General features: G+C 63.6%; 15 protein-coding genes. 11 read left to right on the top strand and 4 right to left on the bottom strand.

Annotation, left to right across the window (positions count from 1 at the left end; all coding sequences use genetic code 11):
- Positions 1 to 38 precede the first annotated feature (38 nt).
- The 8 genes from KHC23_RS20350 to repC all read left to right on the top strand — a co-directional run bounded on the left by KHC23_RS20350 (position 39) and on the right by repC (position 7,798).
- Positions 39 to 971 (top strand): DUF2493 domain-containing protein, encoded by a 933-nt coding sequence (locus KHC23_RS20350; protein WP_213375207.1) that lies wholly within the window; start codon positions 39 to 41, stop codon positions 969 to 971.
- A 72-nt stretch (positions 972 to 1,043) separates the two neighbouring features.
- A complete protein-coding gene (locus KHC23_RS20345; protein ID WP_213375205.1) occupies positions 1,044 to 1,304 on the top strand; it encodes a type II toxin-antitoxin system Phd/YefM family antitoxin in 261 nt (86 codons plus the stop codon).
- Positions 1,294 to 1,713, top strand: coding sequence for a hypothetical protein (locus KHC23_RS20340; protein WP_213375202.1), 420 nt, complete (start codon positions 1,294 to 1,296; stop codon positions 1,711 to 1,713). The genes KHC23_RS20345 and KHC23_RS20340 overlap by 11 nt, the downstream gene beginning before the upstream one ends.
- A 629-nt stretch (positions 1,714 to 2,342) precedes the next feature.
- Entirely contained in the window at positions 2,343 to 2,657 is a 315-nt protein-coding gene (locus tag KHC23_RS20335; protein WP_213375200.1) for a DUF736 domain-containing protein, read from the top strand.
- A gap of 841 nt (positions 2,658 to 3,498) precedes the next feature.
- Positions 3,499 to 3,819, top strand: a complete 321-nt coding sequence (locus tag KHC23_RS20330; protein ID WP_126280894.1) for a DUF736 domain-containing protein — start codon at positions 3,499 to 3,501, stop codon at positions 3,817 to 3,819.
- Positions 3,820 to 4,110: 291 nt separating this feature from the next.
- On the top strand, positions 4,111 to 5,325 hold the full coding sequence (gene repA, locus KHC23_RS20325) for a plasmid partitioning protein RepA (RefSeq protein ID WP_213375198.1): 1,215 nt from the start codon (positions 4,111 to 4,113) through the stop codon (positions 5,323 to 5,325).
- Positions 5,325 to 6,368: a plasmid partitioning protein RepB gene (gene repB / locus KHC23_RS20320; RefSeq protein WP_213375196.1), complete on the top strand. Its 1,044-nt coding sequence runs from the start codon at positions 5,325 to 5,327 to the stop codon at positions 6,366 to 6,368. The genes repA and repB overlap by 1 nt, the downstream gene beginning before the upstream one ends.
- Before the next feature lie 200 nt (positions 6,369 to 6,568).
- Positions 6,569 to 7,798 (top strand): plasmid replication protein RepC, encoded by a 1,230-nt coding sequence (gene repC / locus KHC23_RS20315; protein ID WP_213375194.1) that lies wholly within the window; start codon positions 6,569 to 6,571, stop codon positions 7,796 to 7,798.
- Between the two features lie 132 nt (positions 7,799 to 7,930).
- On the opposite strand, the gene KHC23_RS20310 is transcribed toward repC, so the two are convergent.
- The 3 genes from KHC23_RS20310 to KHC23_RS20300 form a co-directional block, all read right to left on the bottom strand.
- Entirely contained in the window at positions 7,931 to 9,241 is a 1,311-nt protein-coding gene (locus tag KHC23_RS20310; RefSeq protein WP_213375192.1) for a hypothetical protein, read from the bottom strand.
- A complete protein-coding gene (locus tag KHC23_RS20305; protein WP_213375190.1) occupies positions 9,220 to 9,657 on the bottom strand; it encodes a hypothetical protein in 438 nt (145 codons plus the stop codon). The genes KHC23_RS20310 and KHC23_RS20305 overlap by 22 nt, the downstream gene beginning before the upstream one ends.
- 136 nt (positions 9,658 to 9,793) lie before the next feature.
- Positions 9,794 to 10,894, bottom strand: a complete 1,101-nt coding sequence (locus KHC23_RS20300; protein WP_213375188.1) for a site-specific integrase — start codon at positions 10,892 to 10,894, stop codon at positions 9,794 to 9,796.
- Positions 10,895 to 11,019: 125 nt separating this feature from the next.
- Here KHC23_RS20300 and KHC23_RS20295 point away from each other — a divergent pair, with 125 nt between their 5' ends.
- From KHC23_RS20295 to KHC23_RS20285, 3 genes are read left to right on the top strand one after another with little or no spacing between them, the layout of a single operon-like run.
- Positions 11,020 to 11,973 (top strand): DUF1403 family protein, encoded by a 954-nt coding sequence (locus KHC23_RS20295; protein WP_213375187.1) that lies wholly within the window; start codon positions 11,020 to 11,022, stop codon positions 11,971 to 11,973.
- 1 nt (position 11,974) lies between these two features.
- Entirely contained in the window at positions 11,975 to 12,679 is a 705-nt protein-coding gene (scpB, locus tag KHC23_RS20290) for an SMC-Scp complex subunit ScpB (RefSeq protein WP_213375185.1), read from the top strand.
- Positions 12,680 to 13,690 (top strand): hypothetical protein, encoded by a 1,011-nt coding sequence (locus tag KHC23_RS20285; protein ID WP_213375184.1) that lies wholly within the window; start codon positions 12,680 to 12,682, stop codon positions 13,688 to 13,690.
- 236 nt (positions 13,691 to 13,926) lie between these two features.
- Here the strand turns inward: KHC23_RS20285 and KHC23_RS20280 are convergent, their stop codons facing one another.
- On the bottom strand, positions 13,927 to 15,777 hold the full coding sequence (locus tag KHC23_RS20280; protein WP_213375181.1) for an SUMF1/EgtB/PvdO family nonheme iron enzyme: 1,851 nt from the start codon (positions 15,775 to 15,777) through the stop codon (positions 13,927 to 13,929).
- Position 15,778: the final 1 nt, after the last annotated feature.

The raw sequence follows: 15,778 nt of genomic DNA, 5'->3' as shown, positions 1-15,778 counted from the left end.
GCGATGGGCGCGGCCGCCACCCCAAGGAGGACATCCCCATGGCGATCGACCAGCACCCCGACGACGAGCCGATCCACGCTTCTTCGGCGACATCCCAGGTCATCCACGAACTGCAGCTCTACGGCTACCGTCCATATCAGGACGAGCCTGATCCGAGACCCCTCCCCGACGAGCCCGTGGTCCGGGGAGCCCTGGCCGACATTTTCGATGCACTCATCGCGACCCTGGCCGACACCCGGCTGGAGCCCGACCTCGAGGACCTGCTGTGGTCGACGGTCAACCTGTTCCACCGCGCGGCGGGCCGCATCCAGCGCGAGCTCGACCGCAACGAGGACGACCAGCGCAAGAGCCAGCAGGAGCAGGACGGCTCGGAAGTGCGCTCCGTCGAACTCGAGCGCCTCATCGCCGAGGGCACGACCATGATCGAGCGCCGCGAGACCATGGAGTTCTTCCGTGAGCACGCCGGCGACCTCTTCGAGGCCCATGTTGGATCGGTGTGGCATCCGCGGACCGGCTCGAAGGTCAATCATCGCAACCTGACCGCCGCAGTCATCGACAGCCGGGACTTCCTCGCCGCCAAGCGCCGGGTCGAGATCGAGCCCCTGATGCCGGCCGGCGTGAAGGTCGCCTTCGCCGGCGGCCTCGACTGCAACGACTACCAGGCCATCTGGGAGGTGCTCGACAAGGTGCACGTGAAACATGCCGACATGGTGCTGCTCCATGGCGGATCAACGAAGGGCGCGGAGTTCATCGCCTCGAGGTGGGCGGATGCGCGCAAGGTGCCGCAAGTGTCCTTCAAGCCGGACTGGACGCGGCACGCCAAGGCGGCGCCTTTCAAGCGCAACGACGAATTGCTCAGGGCGCTGCCGATCGGCGTGGTGGTCTTCCCGGGCTCCGGGATCACCGACAACCTGGCCGACAAGGCGAAGGCGATGGGTATCCCGGTCTGGCGGTTCGGGGGCGGCGCGTGAGCGTCGTTTCCCTTGAACTCATGGGAAACATGGATATGATGGAAATCATGGATATTAGCGCGGAGGATTCACATGCGCGCCTTCACCACCAATGACCTCAACAAGCAGGTCGGCGAAGTCACCGATGCGGCGACGAAGTCACCGATCGTCATCACGCGGCATCGCAAGCCCCGCTTCGTCATGATGAGCTACGAGCACTACCAGAAGATCAGGGGCGAAGGCGACCCCCGCCGCGCATACGCCGCCGGTGAAACGCCGGACGACGTCGCCTCGTTGTTCTCGGCTGAGCTCGACCGTTTGGCGACGGGCGAAGGCTACGACGATGACCGATGACCTGCGTCCCGGCGCGATCATCCAGTATCCGTACCTCTGGAAGTGGCAGCAGGAACACGGCGAGACCGAAGGTCGCAAGGATCGACCCGTCTGCGTTATCCTCGCAGTGCGCGGATCGGACGGTCTGACCCACCTTGCGCTCCTGGCGATTTCAAGCCGCCAACCGGGCTCCGAGCAGGTCGCGATCGAGGTTCCCGAAATCGAATGCCGGCGCGGCGGGCTCAGCGATCTCAAGCGGGCCTGGATCAGCGTCAGCGAGTACAATTATGATATCGCCGAGCGGTCCTTCTATCTCGATGCGGGCGATCCCTTTCTTGGACGCTTTAGTCGCTCCTTCGTCGGTCAGCTTGCAGCCGCGGTGTCTCCCCTCTTCCAGGCCGGACAGGCGCGGATAGATTGCACCGACTAGCCGGCGTTACGGACTTGCCGGAAGGCTACTGTGCTGACCGAGGAGCGCGTCGACCTCCTCCCCACAGCGTTCGCTGAGCGCCCCCGCTTGCCGACGTTGCCCGGTTGCGGTTTTGCCGGGCCGATGCTGACCAAGATGGGATCGCCTCGTCGCCTTGCGTGTTGTCGGGAATGAGCCCGGGACCGGGGCACGGGTTCGACGTGAAAGCTCTCGCTGAGGTGACGATCTGCGGTTCGAGCGGGCGCCGGCGCGGCGCCGTCGGCGTGATCGACCTGCGTATGCCGGATGTCCGCCAGCGGGCGTGAACGTCGGCGACCCGACTGGCGGTGGCCGGGACGGCGGGCGGGCACTGCGGTGCGGTCCTGGCTGGCGCGGGCGAGCGTGGCCTGGTGGCAGGGGCTCCTGTGGTCGGTGGCTTCGAAGCCCATCCCCTCCTCTTTGCCGCCTGTGTCCGGGTCTCGGCCGCCTAGTGCCGTCAACCCCGCTGGCCACCCCGCGATGCAGGCATCGCGGGGACCCCGGCCGGGGGTTCCCCTTCGCTGCGCTGCGCTGCGGTGACGACGGCGTCCGGCCCCTTCCTTTGGGCGTCATCGGGGATGGTCCCCGAGCAACCTCAAGGGAGACTTCACATGGCCACGATCGCAACCCTCACCCAGAAGGCGGACGGCAACCTGGAAGGCACGCTCGCCACCCTCAACGTCACCGCGCCGATCGTCCTGGTGCCGAACGCCCGCAAGGCGAAGGACAACGAGCCGGACTACCGCGTGATCTCGCGCAAGAACGGCTTCGAGCTGGGCGCCGGCTGGAACCGGATCTCGAAGACCACCGGCGAGGAGTACATCTCGGTCTCGCTCTCGGCCCCCGAGTTCGGCACCATCTACGGCAACGTGGCGCCGGGCGAGGATCCCAACAAGAAGGTCATCATCTGGAACCCCGCCAGCTGACCCGAAGCCGCCGGCCCCGCCACCACGCGGGGTCGGTGCTCAGTCTTTGAGTTGACAGCCGTCAACTCCGCCGTCCCGCAGCATCCTCCGGATTGGCCGCGAGGAGATCGGAGCGCTCGCGGTCAAAAAGTTGACGGCAGTCAACTCGGACGGACCGGCCTTGTACGGTTCAGACCAAGCGAGCGGCAATCAAACTCCGTTCCTGCCATGCCTCCGGGCGCCTTCCTTGGTTGGCCTTCCTGGAAGGCGCATTTGCAAAGATGCGCCCCGATGAGGCTAGTCCGTCACCGCGCGCGCTGGCTGGTCCGGTCCCGGCTATGGACGTGCCGGGATTGCGATTGTGAAGTCGGGCATGCCTCGTCGCCTTGCGTGTTGTCGGGAATGAGCCCGGGACCGGGGCACGGGTTCGACGTGAAAGCTCTCGCTGAGGTGGCGATCTGCGGTTCGAGCGGGCGCCGACGCGGCGCCGTCGGCGTGATCGACCTGCGTATGCCGGATGTCCGCCAGCGGGCGTGAACGTCGGCGACCCGACTGGCGGTGGCCGGGACGGCGGGCGGGCGCTGCGGTGCCGGTCCTGCCTGGTGAGGGCGAGGGCGGGGCATGGCCTGGAGGGTGTCCCCTTTGGTCGGTGGCTTCGAAGCCCATCCCCTCCTCTTTGCCGCCTGTATCCGGGTCTCGGCCGCCTAGTGCCGTCAACCCCGCTGGCCACCCCACGATGCGGGCATCGCGGGGACCCCGACCGGGGGTTCCCCTTCGCTGCGCTGCGGTGACGACGGCGTCCGGCCCCTTCCTTTGGGCGTCATCGGGGATGGTCCCCGAGCAACCTCAAGGGAGACTTCACATGGCCACGATCGCAACCCTCACCGTGAAGGCGGACGGCAACCTCGAAGGCACGCTCGCCACCCTCAACGTCACCGCCCCGATCGCGCTGGTGCCGAACACCCGCAAGGCGAAGGACAACGAGCCGGACTACCGGGTGATCTCGCGCAAGAACGGCTTCGAGCTGGGCGCCGGCTGGAACCGGATCTCGAAGACCACCGGCGAGGAGTACATCTCGGTGTCGCTCTCGGCCCCCGAGTTCGGCACGATCTACGGCAACGTGGCGCCGGCGCCGGGCGAGGAGCCCAACAAGAAGGTCATCATCTGGAACCCCGCCAGCTGACCCGAAGCCGCCGGCCCCGCCACCACGCGGGGTCGGCGCCTCGCAAATCCGATCAAACCGTCACCGATCCGCTCTGGCGGGGCGTCGCCGAGGAAGCGCCGAACGGCCAAGCGAAGAGCGCCAAAGGCGATGTCCACGAGAGAATTGACTCTGGATGGCCAGAGCGTTTGCCGACGCCTCGCGTCGTTAACCTTTCATTAACCCAAAAAGCCTTGCCGCACCGTTAGAATCGGCTCTAAATGCGGTTCTACGTCAGAAGTGGCGTTGAAAGCGCATGTGCGGGAAAAACGAATGGCCGACACTTCACGCGCCACCGATGCAGTTGATGACGTCGACTCGCTCATCATGGAGCATGGTCGCGATCTATCAGCAAAGCTGCAAGCGCATTGGCTTGAGCATTTCCCGCCCGTGGCGGAGAAGTCGCTGCGGTCGTTTCAGTTAAGTGAGGTAGCCCGATTCCTTGGGGTGAAGCCGGGCTATCTCCGAAACCTGTCGCTCGAAGGCAAGGGGCCGGCTCCATCGGTGACGCCATCCGGCCGCCGCTCGTACAGCGCTGAGCAAATCCTAGAGCTTCGCCAGTACCTCGACGACAATGCCAGAGCCAGGAAGCGCTATGTTCCGCATCGCCAGGGCTCCGAGCATCTCCAGATCATCGCGGTTGCCAACTTCAAGGGAGGAAGTGGAAAGACCACGACGGCCGCCCATTTAGCTCAACATCTTGCGCTGGCCGGTCATCGCGTTCTGGCCATCGATCTAGACCCTCAAGCGAGCCTGACGGCGCTTCATGGCCTTCAGCCCGAGTTTGATGTCGGCCGCAATGAGACGCTCTACGGCGCAATTCGATATGATGACGAGCGGCGCCCTCTCTCGGATGTCATCCGGAGGACGAACTTTGCCGGGCTCGATATCGTGCCTGGCAACATCGAGCTGATGGACTTCGAGTATGACACTCCGCTCGTATTGGCGACGAAGGAAAGCGGCAGCATGGGCCGCCAATTCTTCGCGCGACTGGACGAGGCACTCGGCCCGGTAGCAGACCGGTACGACGTCGTCATTCTCGATTGCCCGCCGCAGCTAGGCTATCTGACCATGATCGCCCTGTGTTCGGCGACCGCCCTGCTCGTCACCGTGCATCCGCAGATGCTCGACGTGATGTCCATGTCTCAGTTCCTGCAGATGCTCGGAGACGTCATGGCGCATCTGAAGAAAGCCGGCGGCAAGATGCAGTACGATTGGGTGCGTTACCTCATCACGCGCTACGAGGCGTCGGACCAACCGCAGACCGAGATGGTCACCTTCATTCGCACACGGTTCGGACGTCACGTCCTGACCAATCCGATGCTGAAGAGCGTCGCGATCTCCGATGCCGGCCTTACGAAGCAAACGCTCTATGAGGTCGAACGAAAGGAGTTCACGCCGAGCACATACGATCGGGCGATCGAGTCTCTCGACGCGGTCAATGGAGAGATCGAGGGGCTGATCCACAAGGCCTGGGGGAGGGGGTAATGGCACGCAAGGGACTGTTCTCCGCCTCACCTGAGAAAAAGTTGACGGCAGTCAACTCCGACGATGCTCCCGCGGTGCCGCAAAGAGTGTCGCCTCCGGCGTTCGCAACCCGAGGCGCTCTCGGTGCCGTCACGCGCTCTATTGACGAGTTGGCCGCGCGAGCAGACGCAGCCAGAGACCTCGAAGCCCGCCTCACTGCCGGCGAGACCGTGATCGATGTCGACCCTGACATCATCGACCCGCCCTTTATTGCCGACCGATTGTCGCACGACGATGACGCGGACTTCCGTACGCTGGTCGCGGCAATCGAAGCGCGCGGTCAGGATTCCCCCGTGCTCGTCCGGCCCCATCCAAAGGAGAGCGGGCGCTATCAACTCGCGTTCGGGCGACGGCGTTGGCGAGCCTGCAAGGTGCTCGGACGCCAGGTCCGAGCCGTTGTCAAGAAGCTCTCGGATCGCGATCTCGTCCTCGCCCAGGGACAGGAAAACAGCGCGCGAGCGAACCTCTCATTCATAGAGCGCGCTCTGTTCGCCTGGCGGTTGGAGGAAGGGGGCTACGATCGCGAGACAATCATGAGCGCTTTGACCGTCGACAAGACGGTCGTCTCGCGAATGATCTCGGTGGTAAAGAAGATCCCGCTTGCGATCATTGAGGCTATCGGATCGGCGCCGACGACTGGCCGGGACCGATGGGTTGAGCTGGCCACTGCTTTCGAGGCGGGCGTCGACATCGAGCAAGTGACCGATTTTCTCGCGTCGGCCGATGTGCAGGCGGCTTCATCCGATGAACGATTTGATCTTGTCTTTGGACTGATCTCGAATCCCCCCGTGCCGGAGGAGCCGGCAGCTCGCGCCGTCGCCAAGAAGGCGCATGGACAATACTGGTCCACACCCGCCGGCGTGCGCGTCGCACGCGTCTCATCGACCGACCGGGCATTCGTTCTGTCGATCGACAAACGCAATGCTCCCGGGTTTGGCGATTTCCTGCTGACGCAGATGGATCGCCTTTTCGAGACCTACAGCAACGAGAAAAAGGAGGACTGACCGACCGTACGAAGCTCACCGCAACCAGCTAGGAGCAACGCGGCAAAAGAAAAAGGCCCCCGAAACGGAGTTCCGGAAGCCCTTCTCGTTCTTTGGCGATTACGAGAATCACACTTCCGCGAATCACAGTCAAGAGTCTCGTGAGAGATTGAGCGCCGTTTCGGCGAGCAGATTTCCTTTGCCCTCATAGAGGCAAAGACATGGAACCACACCTATCGACGACGCCCTTCGGGCGGCGAACGCTGACGCTTGCCCATGTGGCAAATCAGGCGATCGCAAAAGCACGGCCGCTCGAAAAGGCGGTTCATAAATGGCACGTCTATCAGACGCTCTGCATTGCCAGGGTCGCGCTCGGCGTGTCCGAGCGCGCATTGTCGGTGCTCAACGCCCTGCTGACGTTTCATCCAGAGACCACGCTGACGGGCGAAGACCTGATCGTCTTTCCGTCCAACGACCAGCTGGCGCGACGGGCGCACGGCATGCCGGCGTCCACACTGCGCAAGCACCTGGCCGTCTTGGTCGATGCCGGGCTCGTCATCCGGCGCGACAGTCCGAACGGGAAGCGCTACGCCCGCAAGGGCCGCGATGGCGAGGTTGCGATGGCCTTTGGCTTCGATCTCGGGCCGCTCGTAGCGCGCGCCGAAGAGTTCGAACGGATTGCTGAGGCGATCATGGCGGCCGAGCGTGAACTGAAGCTGGTGCGCGAGCGCATTACCATCTGCCGGCGGGACATCGCCAAGATGATCGCGACCGGCCAGGAGGTGGGTGTACCGACGAACAGGGCAGGGCAGGGGCCGAGCGACTGGACCGAGATCCACGGGCTCTTCCGCGGCATCATGGCGCGGATTCAGCGGAACGCCACGCTCGCGGAGCTCGAGCCGATCGCCGAGGAGCTCACCCTGCTGGCGGACGAGATCCTTATGCTGCTGGAAGTACATGCAAAAACAGATAAAATGAGCACCAATGAGTCCACATTTGAGCGCCACAAACAGAATTCAAATCCAGACTCCCTAATTGAACTTGAACCTGCTCTCCGAGAAGAGAGGGGGGTGAAGGCAGCGCCAGAACCCCAAACGCCGCGGATGCCGGAAGGGTCCTACCCCTTGGGGATGGTTCTCGACGCTTGTCCCGATGTTTGCGACTACTCCAAGTCCGGGATTTCGAACTGGCGGGACTTCCTGGCGACCGTTGCCGTGGTCCGGCCCATGCTGGGGATCAGTCCGAGCGCCTGGGAGGAGGCGCGGACCGTCATGGGAGAGGTTCAGGCTGCTGTGGTGGTTGCGGCGATCCTGCAGCGCGGTGCCGCGATCAATAGCGCCGGCGGCTATATCCGCGATTTGACGAAAAAGGCGGAAGCCGGAGGGTTCTCTCTTGGCCCGATGCTGATGGCGCTCATCGGCAGCAGAAAGCGCGACAAGAAGCGAGCATGACCCATGTCGAACCGCGGGAATAGCCGTGTAGTCGTCCGGCGACGCTCGGTAACCATCGGGTCGTTCCATTCGGTCGAGAACAACGTTCGTCTCGTGCCCGCACAATCGGACCGCTCGCCGTATGGAAGCCCATTAGGCTGCGGCGGTCTCAAATTCGGTCTCAAGCTCCTCGCGAGCCAGGCGGCCGTGATTCACGAGCAATGTACGAATCGTCAGGGGCGAGACTTCGAAGTGTTCGGCAACGTCCTGTTGATTTTCCATAGAATAATCGTCGCCGAGCATCGCATCGACAACCTCGAACGGGCTGAGCAATTCTGCGGCGAAGGACCGTTGAACTTTCTGTCGGTAGGTGTAAGCGCGAGTCGCGGGCAGAAGAGCTCCGCTCGGCGGTCTGGCAAGACGATCGCCCAGAAGCCGTGCAAGTTCAAAGCGGCGCCCAGTCCGCCATTTGGATCGAAGAACAACCCGGCCCTGAGTGGGCTTTTCGTCGAGCGCGAAAGAGATAGATGCCCCGCCTCGAACGTCCGGTATGATTGCGCGAACAACGCCCGCCATCTCAGCTAACTGGACATCCGTAAGCGGACCCTCACCGAGCCGGTGGTGTTCACGAAGGGCACGGGCCGCCGTGGCTCCTGCTCTGTAAGCGGGGGTCAGACCGCTGCGCTTCGGCACTTCAGTAGCTGGTAGCCGAATGACATCGCGGGGCGAGGCATCGAAACCGCTCCTCTGAGCTGCTTCACGAAGGTCGTCCCCGGTCAAAAGCTTGCCGCTTTGGCCGTGTTCCGCTGCCAGCTCCTCAACACCAGACAACCCAAGATCCTCGATGTCGCGAACCAATTGATCGACAAGTTGCTCCTGGGAGTCAGGATCCTGACCCAGCAGAGCCTCCAATTTGCGAGTGCGTACGAGAGCTGGTGTTTTACGCTCTGCAATTACGCCCGACCAAACTGTCTGGAGATTGCTGTCTTCGATGCCGGCCCAGCTAAGGCGCTCCAACACCTGACTGAGGAACAGGTCAATGCCAGCCTCGAACTCGCTGGCGGGCAGGATGACCGCGTGATCGGTGATGTAGCGGAAAGGCGTTTGGGGGCGTTCCGTCGTGGGTTTCGAAATCAATGCGGTTCGTTCGCCATCGGAGAAAATCGTCAAATTGGGCCAGATATACCCCGATCCAATTGTCGTCAGACGATGGGCGTAAGCCCAATCCTTGGAATTTGAGCGTGGCTCCCAACGCAAACGCCACCAATTCCAGGCGAGCCACTCGGCGAGGTGGTAGGCAGAGAGTAGGGGCGCTTGACGCAGCCTATTGGCCAGGACGTCGTTGCCTTCTGTCAGCCAAAGATCATGCGCCTTGATGCCAAGCGCAGAAAAGCATGCACGCTCCTCCGGCGACCCGGCATCGAGTTGCTCCCATTCGGCAGCTATTGACCAACTGACAGGCATCGTTGCTTCCAAATATCTCTTACGTAGTCGCGCAGATCGTCCTCTTCTTCAAGACGGTAGCCGTGATATACCCCTAACGTAGATGGGTCAGTTTTCGCCTCATAAACCTCGCCATCTTCGTCGACGCACCAGATGAATTTTGGAAAACCATCGTAGGCGAGTTCGCTGACTGCTCCTCGAGAAATGCCTCGACGCATTAGCTCGCTGGCTTGCTCCAACCGGATCACCTTAAGAGCGTCACAAAGCGACTTTGTCGGCCGCGGATTGGTTCTCTCTAGGCCGTAGTCCGCTGGGTTCCTCTTATGATGGCCGCTGCCACCGTATCGCGCATTGACCGCAAGCTCGGCTTTCCGTTCGTCTGTCAGGAAGCCTTCGCGCGCTATCCGTCGCTTCGGATTGTTGCCAGGTCGAGCCATGCTTAACTTGCCTCAAGACGCCTTGGACCGTCACCTTATCAGAGGTGCCTTCCAATTCCCGAAAAATCAGTGGGCAAGTCCGTGAAGTGGCTCGCTGGGCACGCACCGGCAAGGTCGGAGCATGCTTCGGCCGACGCTACAATCCTGCCGCCTTGGTGAGGTTAACGCGGAAGCGGTCGCGCCGGCGCTGGTAGCGCCGGGTCATCTCGGCCGAGGCATGGCCGAGCTGCTTCTGGACGTAGCGCTCGTCGACCTCGGCCGAGGAGGCGAGGCCGGCGCGCAGCGAATGCCCAGCGAACTTACTCTCTCGTTCGCCCTCGCTCAGATCCGGCCGCACGCCGGCGGCGAGCGCGGTGCGCTTGACCAGCCGCGCCACCTGCTGGTCGGTGAGCCGATCCGGGCCGACGTCCTTGCCCTGGCCGGTGACCCGCCGGAATAGCGGTCCATGGGGAATTTTCGCCAGCTTGAGCCAGGTTTGCAAGGCGACGACCGGGCAGGTCGAGTCCGAGGAGCCGCGGCCGATCTCGACCTCGCGCCAGCCGTTCTTGCCGCGTAGCGTCACCAGCATCCCCTTGTCGAGGATCTCGACCCAGCCGCGGCCGTCCTCGGTTTGATCGCGGCCGGCATCGAGCGCGACGATCTCGGACCGCCGCAACCCGCCGGCGAAGCCGAGCAGAAGCATGGCGCGGTCGCGTAGGCCGCGCAGCGTGCCACGCTCAAGCGTCTCCAGCATGGCGATGACGTCCTCCGGCAGCACGGCTTCCTTCTGCACCGGCGGCCGGCCATGGGTGTTGCGGATCCCCGCGAGCACGGTGGCGATATGGCGGTCGGCGCGGTCGAGCGGCGTGCCGCGCTGGGCATAGTTCCAGGAGAGGGCCGACAAACGCCGCTCGATCGTGCCGACGGCGTTCGGCTGGCGATCGGCGGTTGCCGCACCGGAGGCGCAGGCGGTGATGTAGAGCCCGACCACCTGCGGGGCCGGGGGCAGGGGAGACAACGCCTGGCGCCGGCACCACGCGGAAAAATGCTTCCAGTCTGCGGCATAGGCGCGGCGGGTGTTGGCCGAGCTCGCTGCTTCGACATAGTCCCGGGCACGATCGGCGAGGCGTTCGAGATGGGCGGGCAGGTCGGCCGACGGCTGCGGCGCAGAAATGACGACGGGTGGCGGCGCTGCAGGGGAGGGCGCGGCGTGCTCCTGGGCGTCGCTTTCGGGGCTCTGAGGGGTCGTTTCGTGCATCCTTCTATATAAAGAGTAGAATGACCGATAATGCAAGATTATCGATCGTTATTTGTTTGCGACAAGGCGTGCGGTTACTGCGCGAAATCATAGACGTAAGCGCACATGATAGATAGGCTTCTGCCATGGATGCCGCGCTGATTCCGCCCTCTTCGGTCCTGATCGCCGTGCCGGCCATCCCCGGCTGGGCGCTGCCGCGCGGCTCCATGGCCGACCCGGTGGAGGCTGCCTTTATCGTCGGCGCAGCGTTGAATTCCCTCGACAATCTGGTGCGCTCCGACCCGCCCTGGGCCGGCGCCTGGCGCGCCCGGCTGGCGCTCACCAGTGCCGCTGCCGCGGCGCGCCACGTCGGACGGTCGGAGGACGAAGCCGCCCTGCGCGATGCCTGGATGCTGCGTCCTCCCGATAGCGATCCGGGTCCCGCCGGCCGGCTGCTGGCCGCCTGGCGGCGCCTCGCCGCGCGCTCCCCGAACCTCGATGCGACGACTCTCCAATCCACCTGTGCGCTGCTCGGCCTCGGCTGGAGCCCGCAGCTCGCCGCTGTTCCGGAAGAGATCGACCGTCACCTCAGTGAGGGGCGTCCGGCGCCGCTTATTGCCGCCGCGGTGCTGCGTGCCGTCGCCACGGCGGCGCCGAGCGCCGGGCTGCTCGGCTGGTGGGTGGCCGACCAGGTGCTGGCGCTGCGCCTGCGGTGGGCGCTGCCGGTGCCGCTATTGATGGCCGGGGCGCATGGCGCCGCCTTCCGTGGCGCCGGCCGGGGCGGGCGGCTGCGCCCAGCGGACGAGGGCTTCGACGCCGCGCTCTGCCTCGCCGTGGCCCAAGCCTCGGCGCGGGCCTTGCGTTGTGCCGCCGAGATCGCCCCGCGCGCCGCCCGGCTGCAGACGGTGACGCCGAAACTGCGCGCCAAGGGGGCAGGGGAGGCGATCGCTCGGCTGTTTGAGGACGACGCGGTGCCGGGCACGCTGGCAACCGCAAAGCTCTCACGCTGGGGTGCGCGTCGGCTGTTTGAGCGGCTTGAGGCGCTGGGCGCGGTGCGCGAGCTCACCGGCCGCTCCAGCTTCAAGCTCTACGGTCTTTGACATGGCACGGCGCGCCAAAACCCCGGTGAGTTTCGATGCCGAGCTCAGCGCGCTGCCGCAGGAGCTGCGCTGGCGCGAATGGATGGGCCGGGTCGAGGCGGTGATTTTCGCCTCGCCCGAGCCCGTGACCCGCGAGGTGCTGGCAAGAGTGGTCGGCCGCGACTGCAGCCTCGATCATCTGATCAACGACATCCGCGCCGAGCTGCGCGGCCGGCCCTATGAGCTGGTGGCGGTCGCGGGCGGCTGGCAGCACCGCACCCGCAAGAGCTTTGCCGAGGCGATCCAGGTGGCCACCGGTCTCGGCACGGACGATCCCAAGCCGCTGTCGCAGTCGGAGGCGCTGGTGCTGCTGTGCATTGGCTACTTCCAGCCGATCACCCGCGGCGAGCTCAGCCAGTTTTTCGGCCGGGAGATCAGCCGCGACACCATCGGTCATCTGCGCCGGCTCGGCTTCGTCGCCGCCGGACCGCGATCGCCGCAGCCGGGGGCGCCCTACACCTATGTGACGACCAGCGAGTTCCTAGTGCATTACGGGTTCGACACGCTGCGCGACCTGCCCGACATGGAGGCGCTAGAGGATGCCGGCCTGCTCAGCAAGGACATGCTCCTGGCAGGGGATATTCCGCTTGGACTTGGGGTCGAAGGCGAGGTGGATGACCCCACTCTCGGCCTCGACGATGATCCGATGGTTCCGGACGAGGCCTGAATGCACAGTCTGTCTCGCATCCCAGAGGTGATCAGCGCGGATCCCAAGGGCAAGACTAGGGTGCTTTTGGATTCCAATGCTTGGCGGTATGTCGTTGATGCTCAAGCGCAGGGTCGGCTGCTGCGCGCGGCATCGGGTCCAGCCTTCCGTCTACAAATTGCGCCAGCGATTCTCTACGAGGCGTTACGGATGAGCGATCCTGGTGTGAAAGGTAAACTCGTTCGCTTAATGACGAATCCGCGTTTTCAGAGGCTCATGACTGAGGCCTATGCTGAGAGCATGGAAATGCTTTTGGCCTTTGAAGTGCTCCTTCCATCTTGGTTTCGCGATAAGTCTGACCTCAGCTTCTTCCACCGCCTGCGGAAGGATTGGTCCCGCAAGACCGGTGGCTTTTGGGTGCGGTGTGCTGAGAACCCAGATCTTGAAATGAATCGCATCAATGCTCTAGGAGACAGATACGTTCTTGAGGCCGCACGGGCACAATACGAAGACGCGCGTAAACAAATGCACGAAGCAAACTTAAAGTCAGTCCCGAACCTAAGCGAAGTTGTGGCCCGACCAACGATGCACGTGCCAGGGTGGGATGGTTCGAGCGTGGCTGTGTGGCGTATTGAGACTTATGTTGCGATATCATTTGCCCTTCGCCGTCACGGGGATGCTTATCGTGACTGGATCGGTCCCTTTGTGGAACTCGATCAAGGGCTGATCGCTGGCGAAGCCTGGGGCCGATTCTGGATGCACTCGGTATCCGAAAAAATGGTTCCGAGGCAATGGCTGCGATGGGCTCATTCCTTCCAGCAGCGGTTTCGAAAGGTGACAACTGGCTCGCCTGGCGACACACAACTATTTTCATATCTTGTCGAGACGGATGTAATTGTAACGGCGGATCGAGTGCTTATCGATATGCTTGAAGAATGCCGGCCATATTCGCCGGTGGCTCTACCCACTGGAAAGCTGATTAGAGCCGGGCGTGACGGCGTGGAGGACCTGTTTTCATTCCTGAACGATTAGAGCGCATTTGGAGTTTCGGTCTCCGTGTACAAAGGTGCTGTGTATCCACCTGCTGGCGAACCTTCGCGACGGACGACGACGATGCTGATGACGACGAGGAGGAGTGTCCGGAGGAGGGCGACGACGATTGAGATACATAGGACCGCGACGTCGGCCAAACTGGCCGGTCTGGCTGAATTGCAGGATCCAGGCGTGGCGTGGTGACCGTGAGGCCTCGTAGCGACGGTGCGAATGGCCTACGGGTTCACCTGCGGACCGGCCACACAACGTGCCGTGATCTCCCGGATTGTCGATGTCTCATCAGTGATCGGAAGTAGTTGATACGACGTGGCGTCGGAAGGGTTATGGCGATAGGTGGCACCCATATAGGATCGGTCATAGGACGCGAGGACCCAGTCGCCGGCATTGCCTACCGTGTCGACGAGGCCGAACGGGCTCCTCTCGGAAGCATAGGCATCGACAGGTTTGAGGTTCGGGGAGGGTGCGCCGACCTTTGGTAGTCCGGGCAGGTTCGCACGCGCTTCGTCGAGGCGGTTACCCCAAGGATAGACCCGGCCATCGACACCGCGAACCGCAAGCTCCCATTCGAGGTCGGTCGGAAGACGCAGGTTCCGCGATGAGCAGTACAGCTCCGCCTCGGTCCGCATCATTGGCGCGGGGCACGTGTCGCACGGCAACTCGCCGAGTCCCAGAGCGATTTCGCCCGGCGCGGCGACGTGTTCGGAGCTATCCGCCTCTATGATGCTGAATATCTTCCCGAGATCATTGCTCAGCTGATGCAACTGCCCGAGGCCCGTCGCTTCGACGGCGGAACTGCGCTGGCGAGCCTGCAGGATATAGGAATCATACGGTTCCATCTTGCCTTCGCTCATAAGTCGTCGAGCGACATCGAGATAGGAAGCGACCGTCGGTGGGCGGATATCGATCCAATAGGAGCTCTCGTTTGCTCGGGATTCGCTGTCCAATCCATGGAACCAGGTGGTTGCCGGAACGAAGGCCATCCCCGGATGGGCGGTGACGGCGGTCGCGGGCGGCAGGGCCAGCGACACCATCTTCGTGCGTGGATCGAAGCCCCGCTGTACATCCAGATGAAAGGCCAAAGCACGGTCGCTGCCGTCCGCATACTGACCTTCGATTCGTATCAGCACATTCGAAGCCGGGGCCCACACGCGCACGCGGTTGCCGCTGACTCCGCGTTCGTCAAACACCCGGCTGCCGTTGGTGGAGGGATCTTCCTCGCTCGCGGCGACGCGGATATCCTTCGCGATCGTTGGCAGGCCAGCGAGGTCGATCTCGATGAGCACATGGCTCCAATAGAACCAGCCAAGGCCCACCATCAGGATCGCTGCCGTGGCCCCGCCGGCAATCAGGATGCCGCGGATCCTGGCAACAGCTCCTTCACGGCCGCCTGCCGCAGCATGATGGCTTCGACCTAGGAGGATCGCGCGGCCATTCATGCGGTAGTCGACCGTCTGGCCGGTCAGCACCGTATTCCGATCGAGATACCTCGCGACCTCGCCGACGGTATGAACGAGGTCGACCGGCGTCGATCGGGACAGCTGCGGTCCGAACAGGGGCGCCGCGCGCGGCGTCAACTCGCTCCCAAGGGCCAAGCTGAGCCGGCTCGCCTGATCACCATGCAGCGAGATGGCCTTCTCGTCCCGGCCGCAGGCATAGACGATGAGGCGGGGAATGTGGGGTTCCGCGACATAACTGTCGAATGCCGCGGCATGGCAGCAATCAAGAATAAGGATCGTGCGATCGGCAGCCGCCGCCGGCACGAGCCACCGGAGGAGTTCATCCGCCACGAGCAGCCGGCTTCCGGAGCCGGCCTTGATCGCCGTCTGCGGCTCGCCCGCCGACAGCCATGCATGACCGAAGGCGTAGACGAGGAACAGCCCAGCCTCCGGCGGGATGACCTCACCGTCACAGCCGGCAGCGAAGGTCGCTGACGGAGCCATGAAGGATTCGAAAGCCGCCTTGACCCTCGCGGCGACCGCCGATGCGTCCGGCAACCGATCGAGATCCAGCTCGGCCGGCGGATCGCCGTCCAAGGCGATGAACAGCACGCTGCCCAGCTGCTCCATG

The organism is Ancylobacter dichloromethanicus (genome assembly GCF_018390645.1).
Classification (GTDB): domain Bacteria; phylum Pseudomonadota; class Alphaproteobacteria; order Rhizobiales; family Xanthobacteraceae; genus Ancylobacter; species Ancylobacter dichloromethanicus.
Note: the sequence above shows the minus strand (reverse complement) of the source record. Positions and strands in the feature narration are given on the sequence as shown.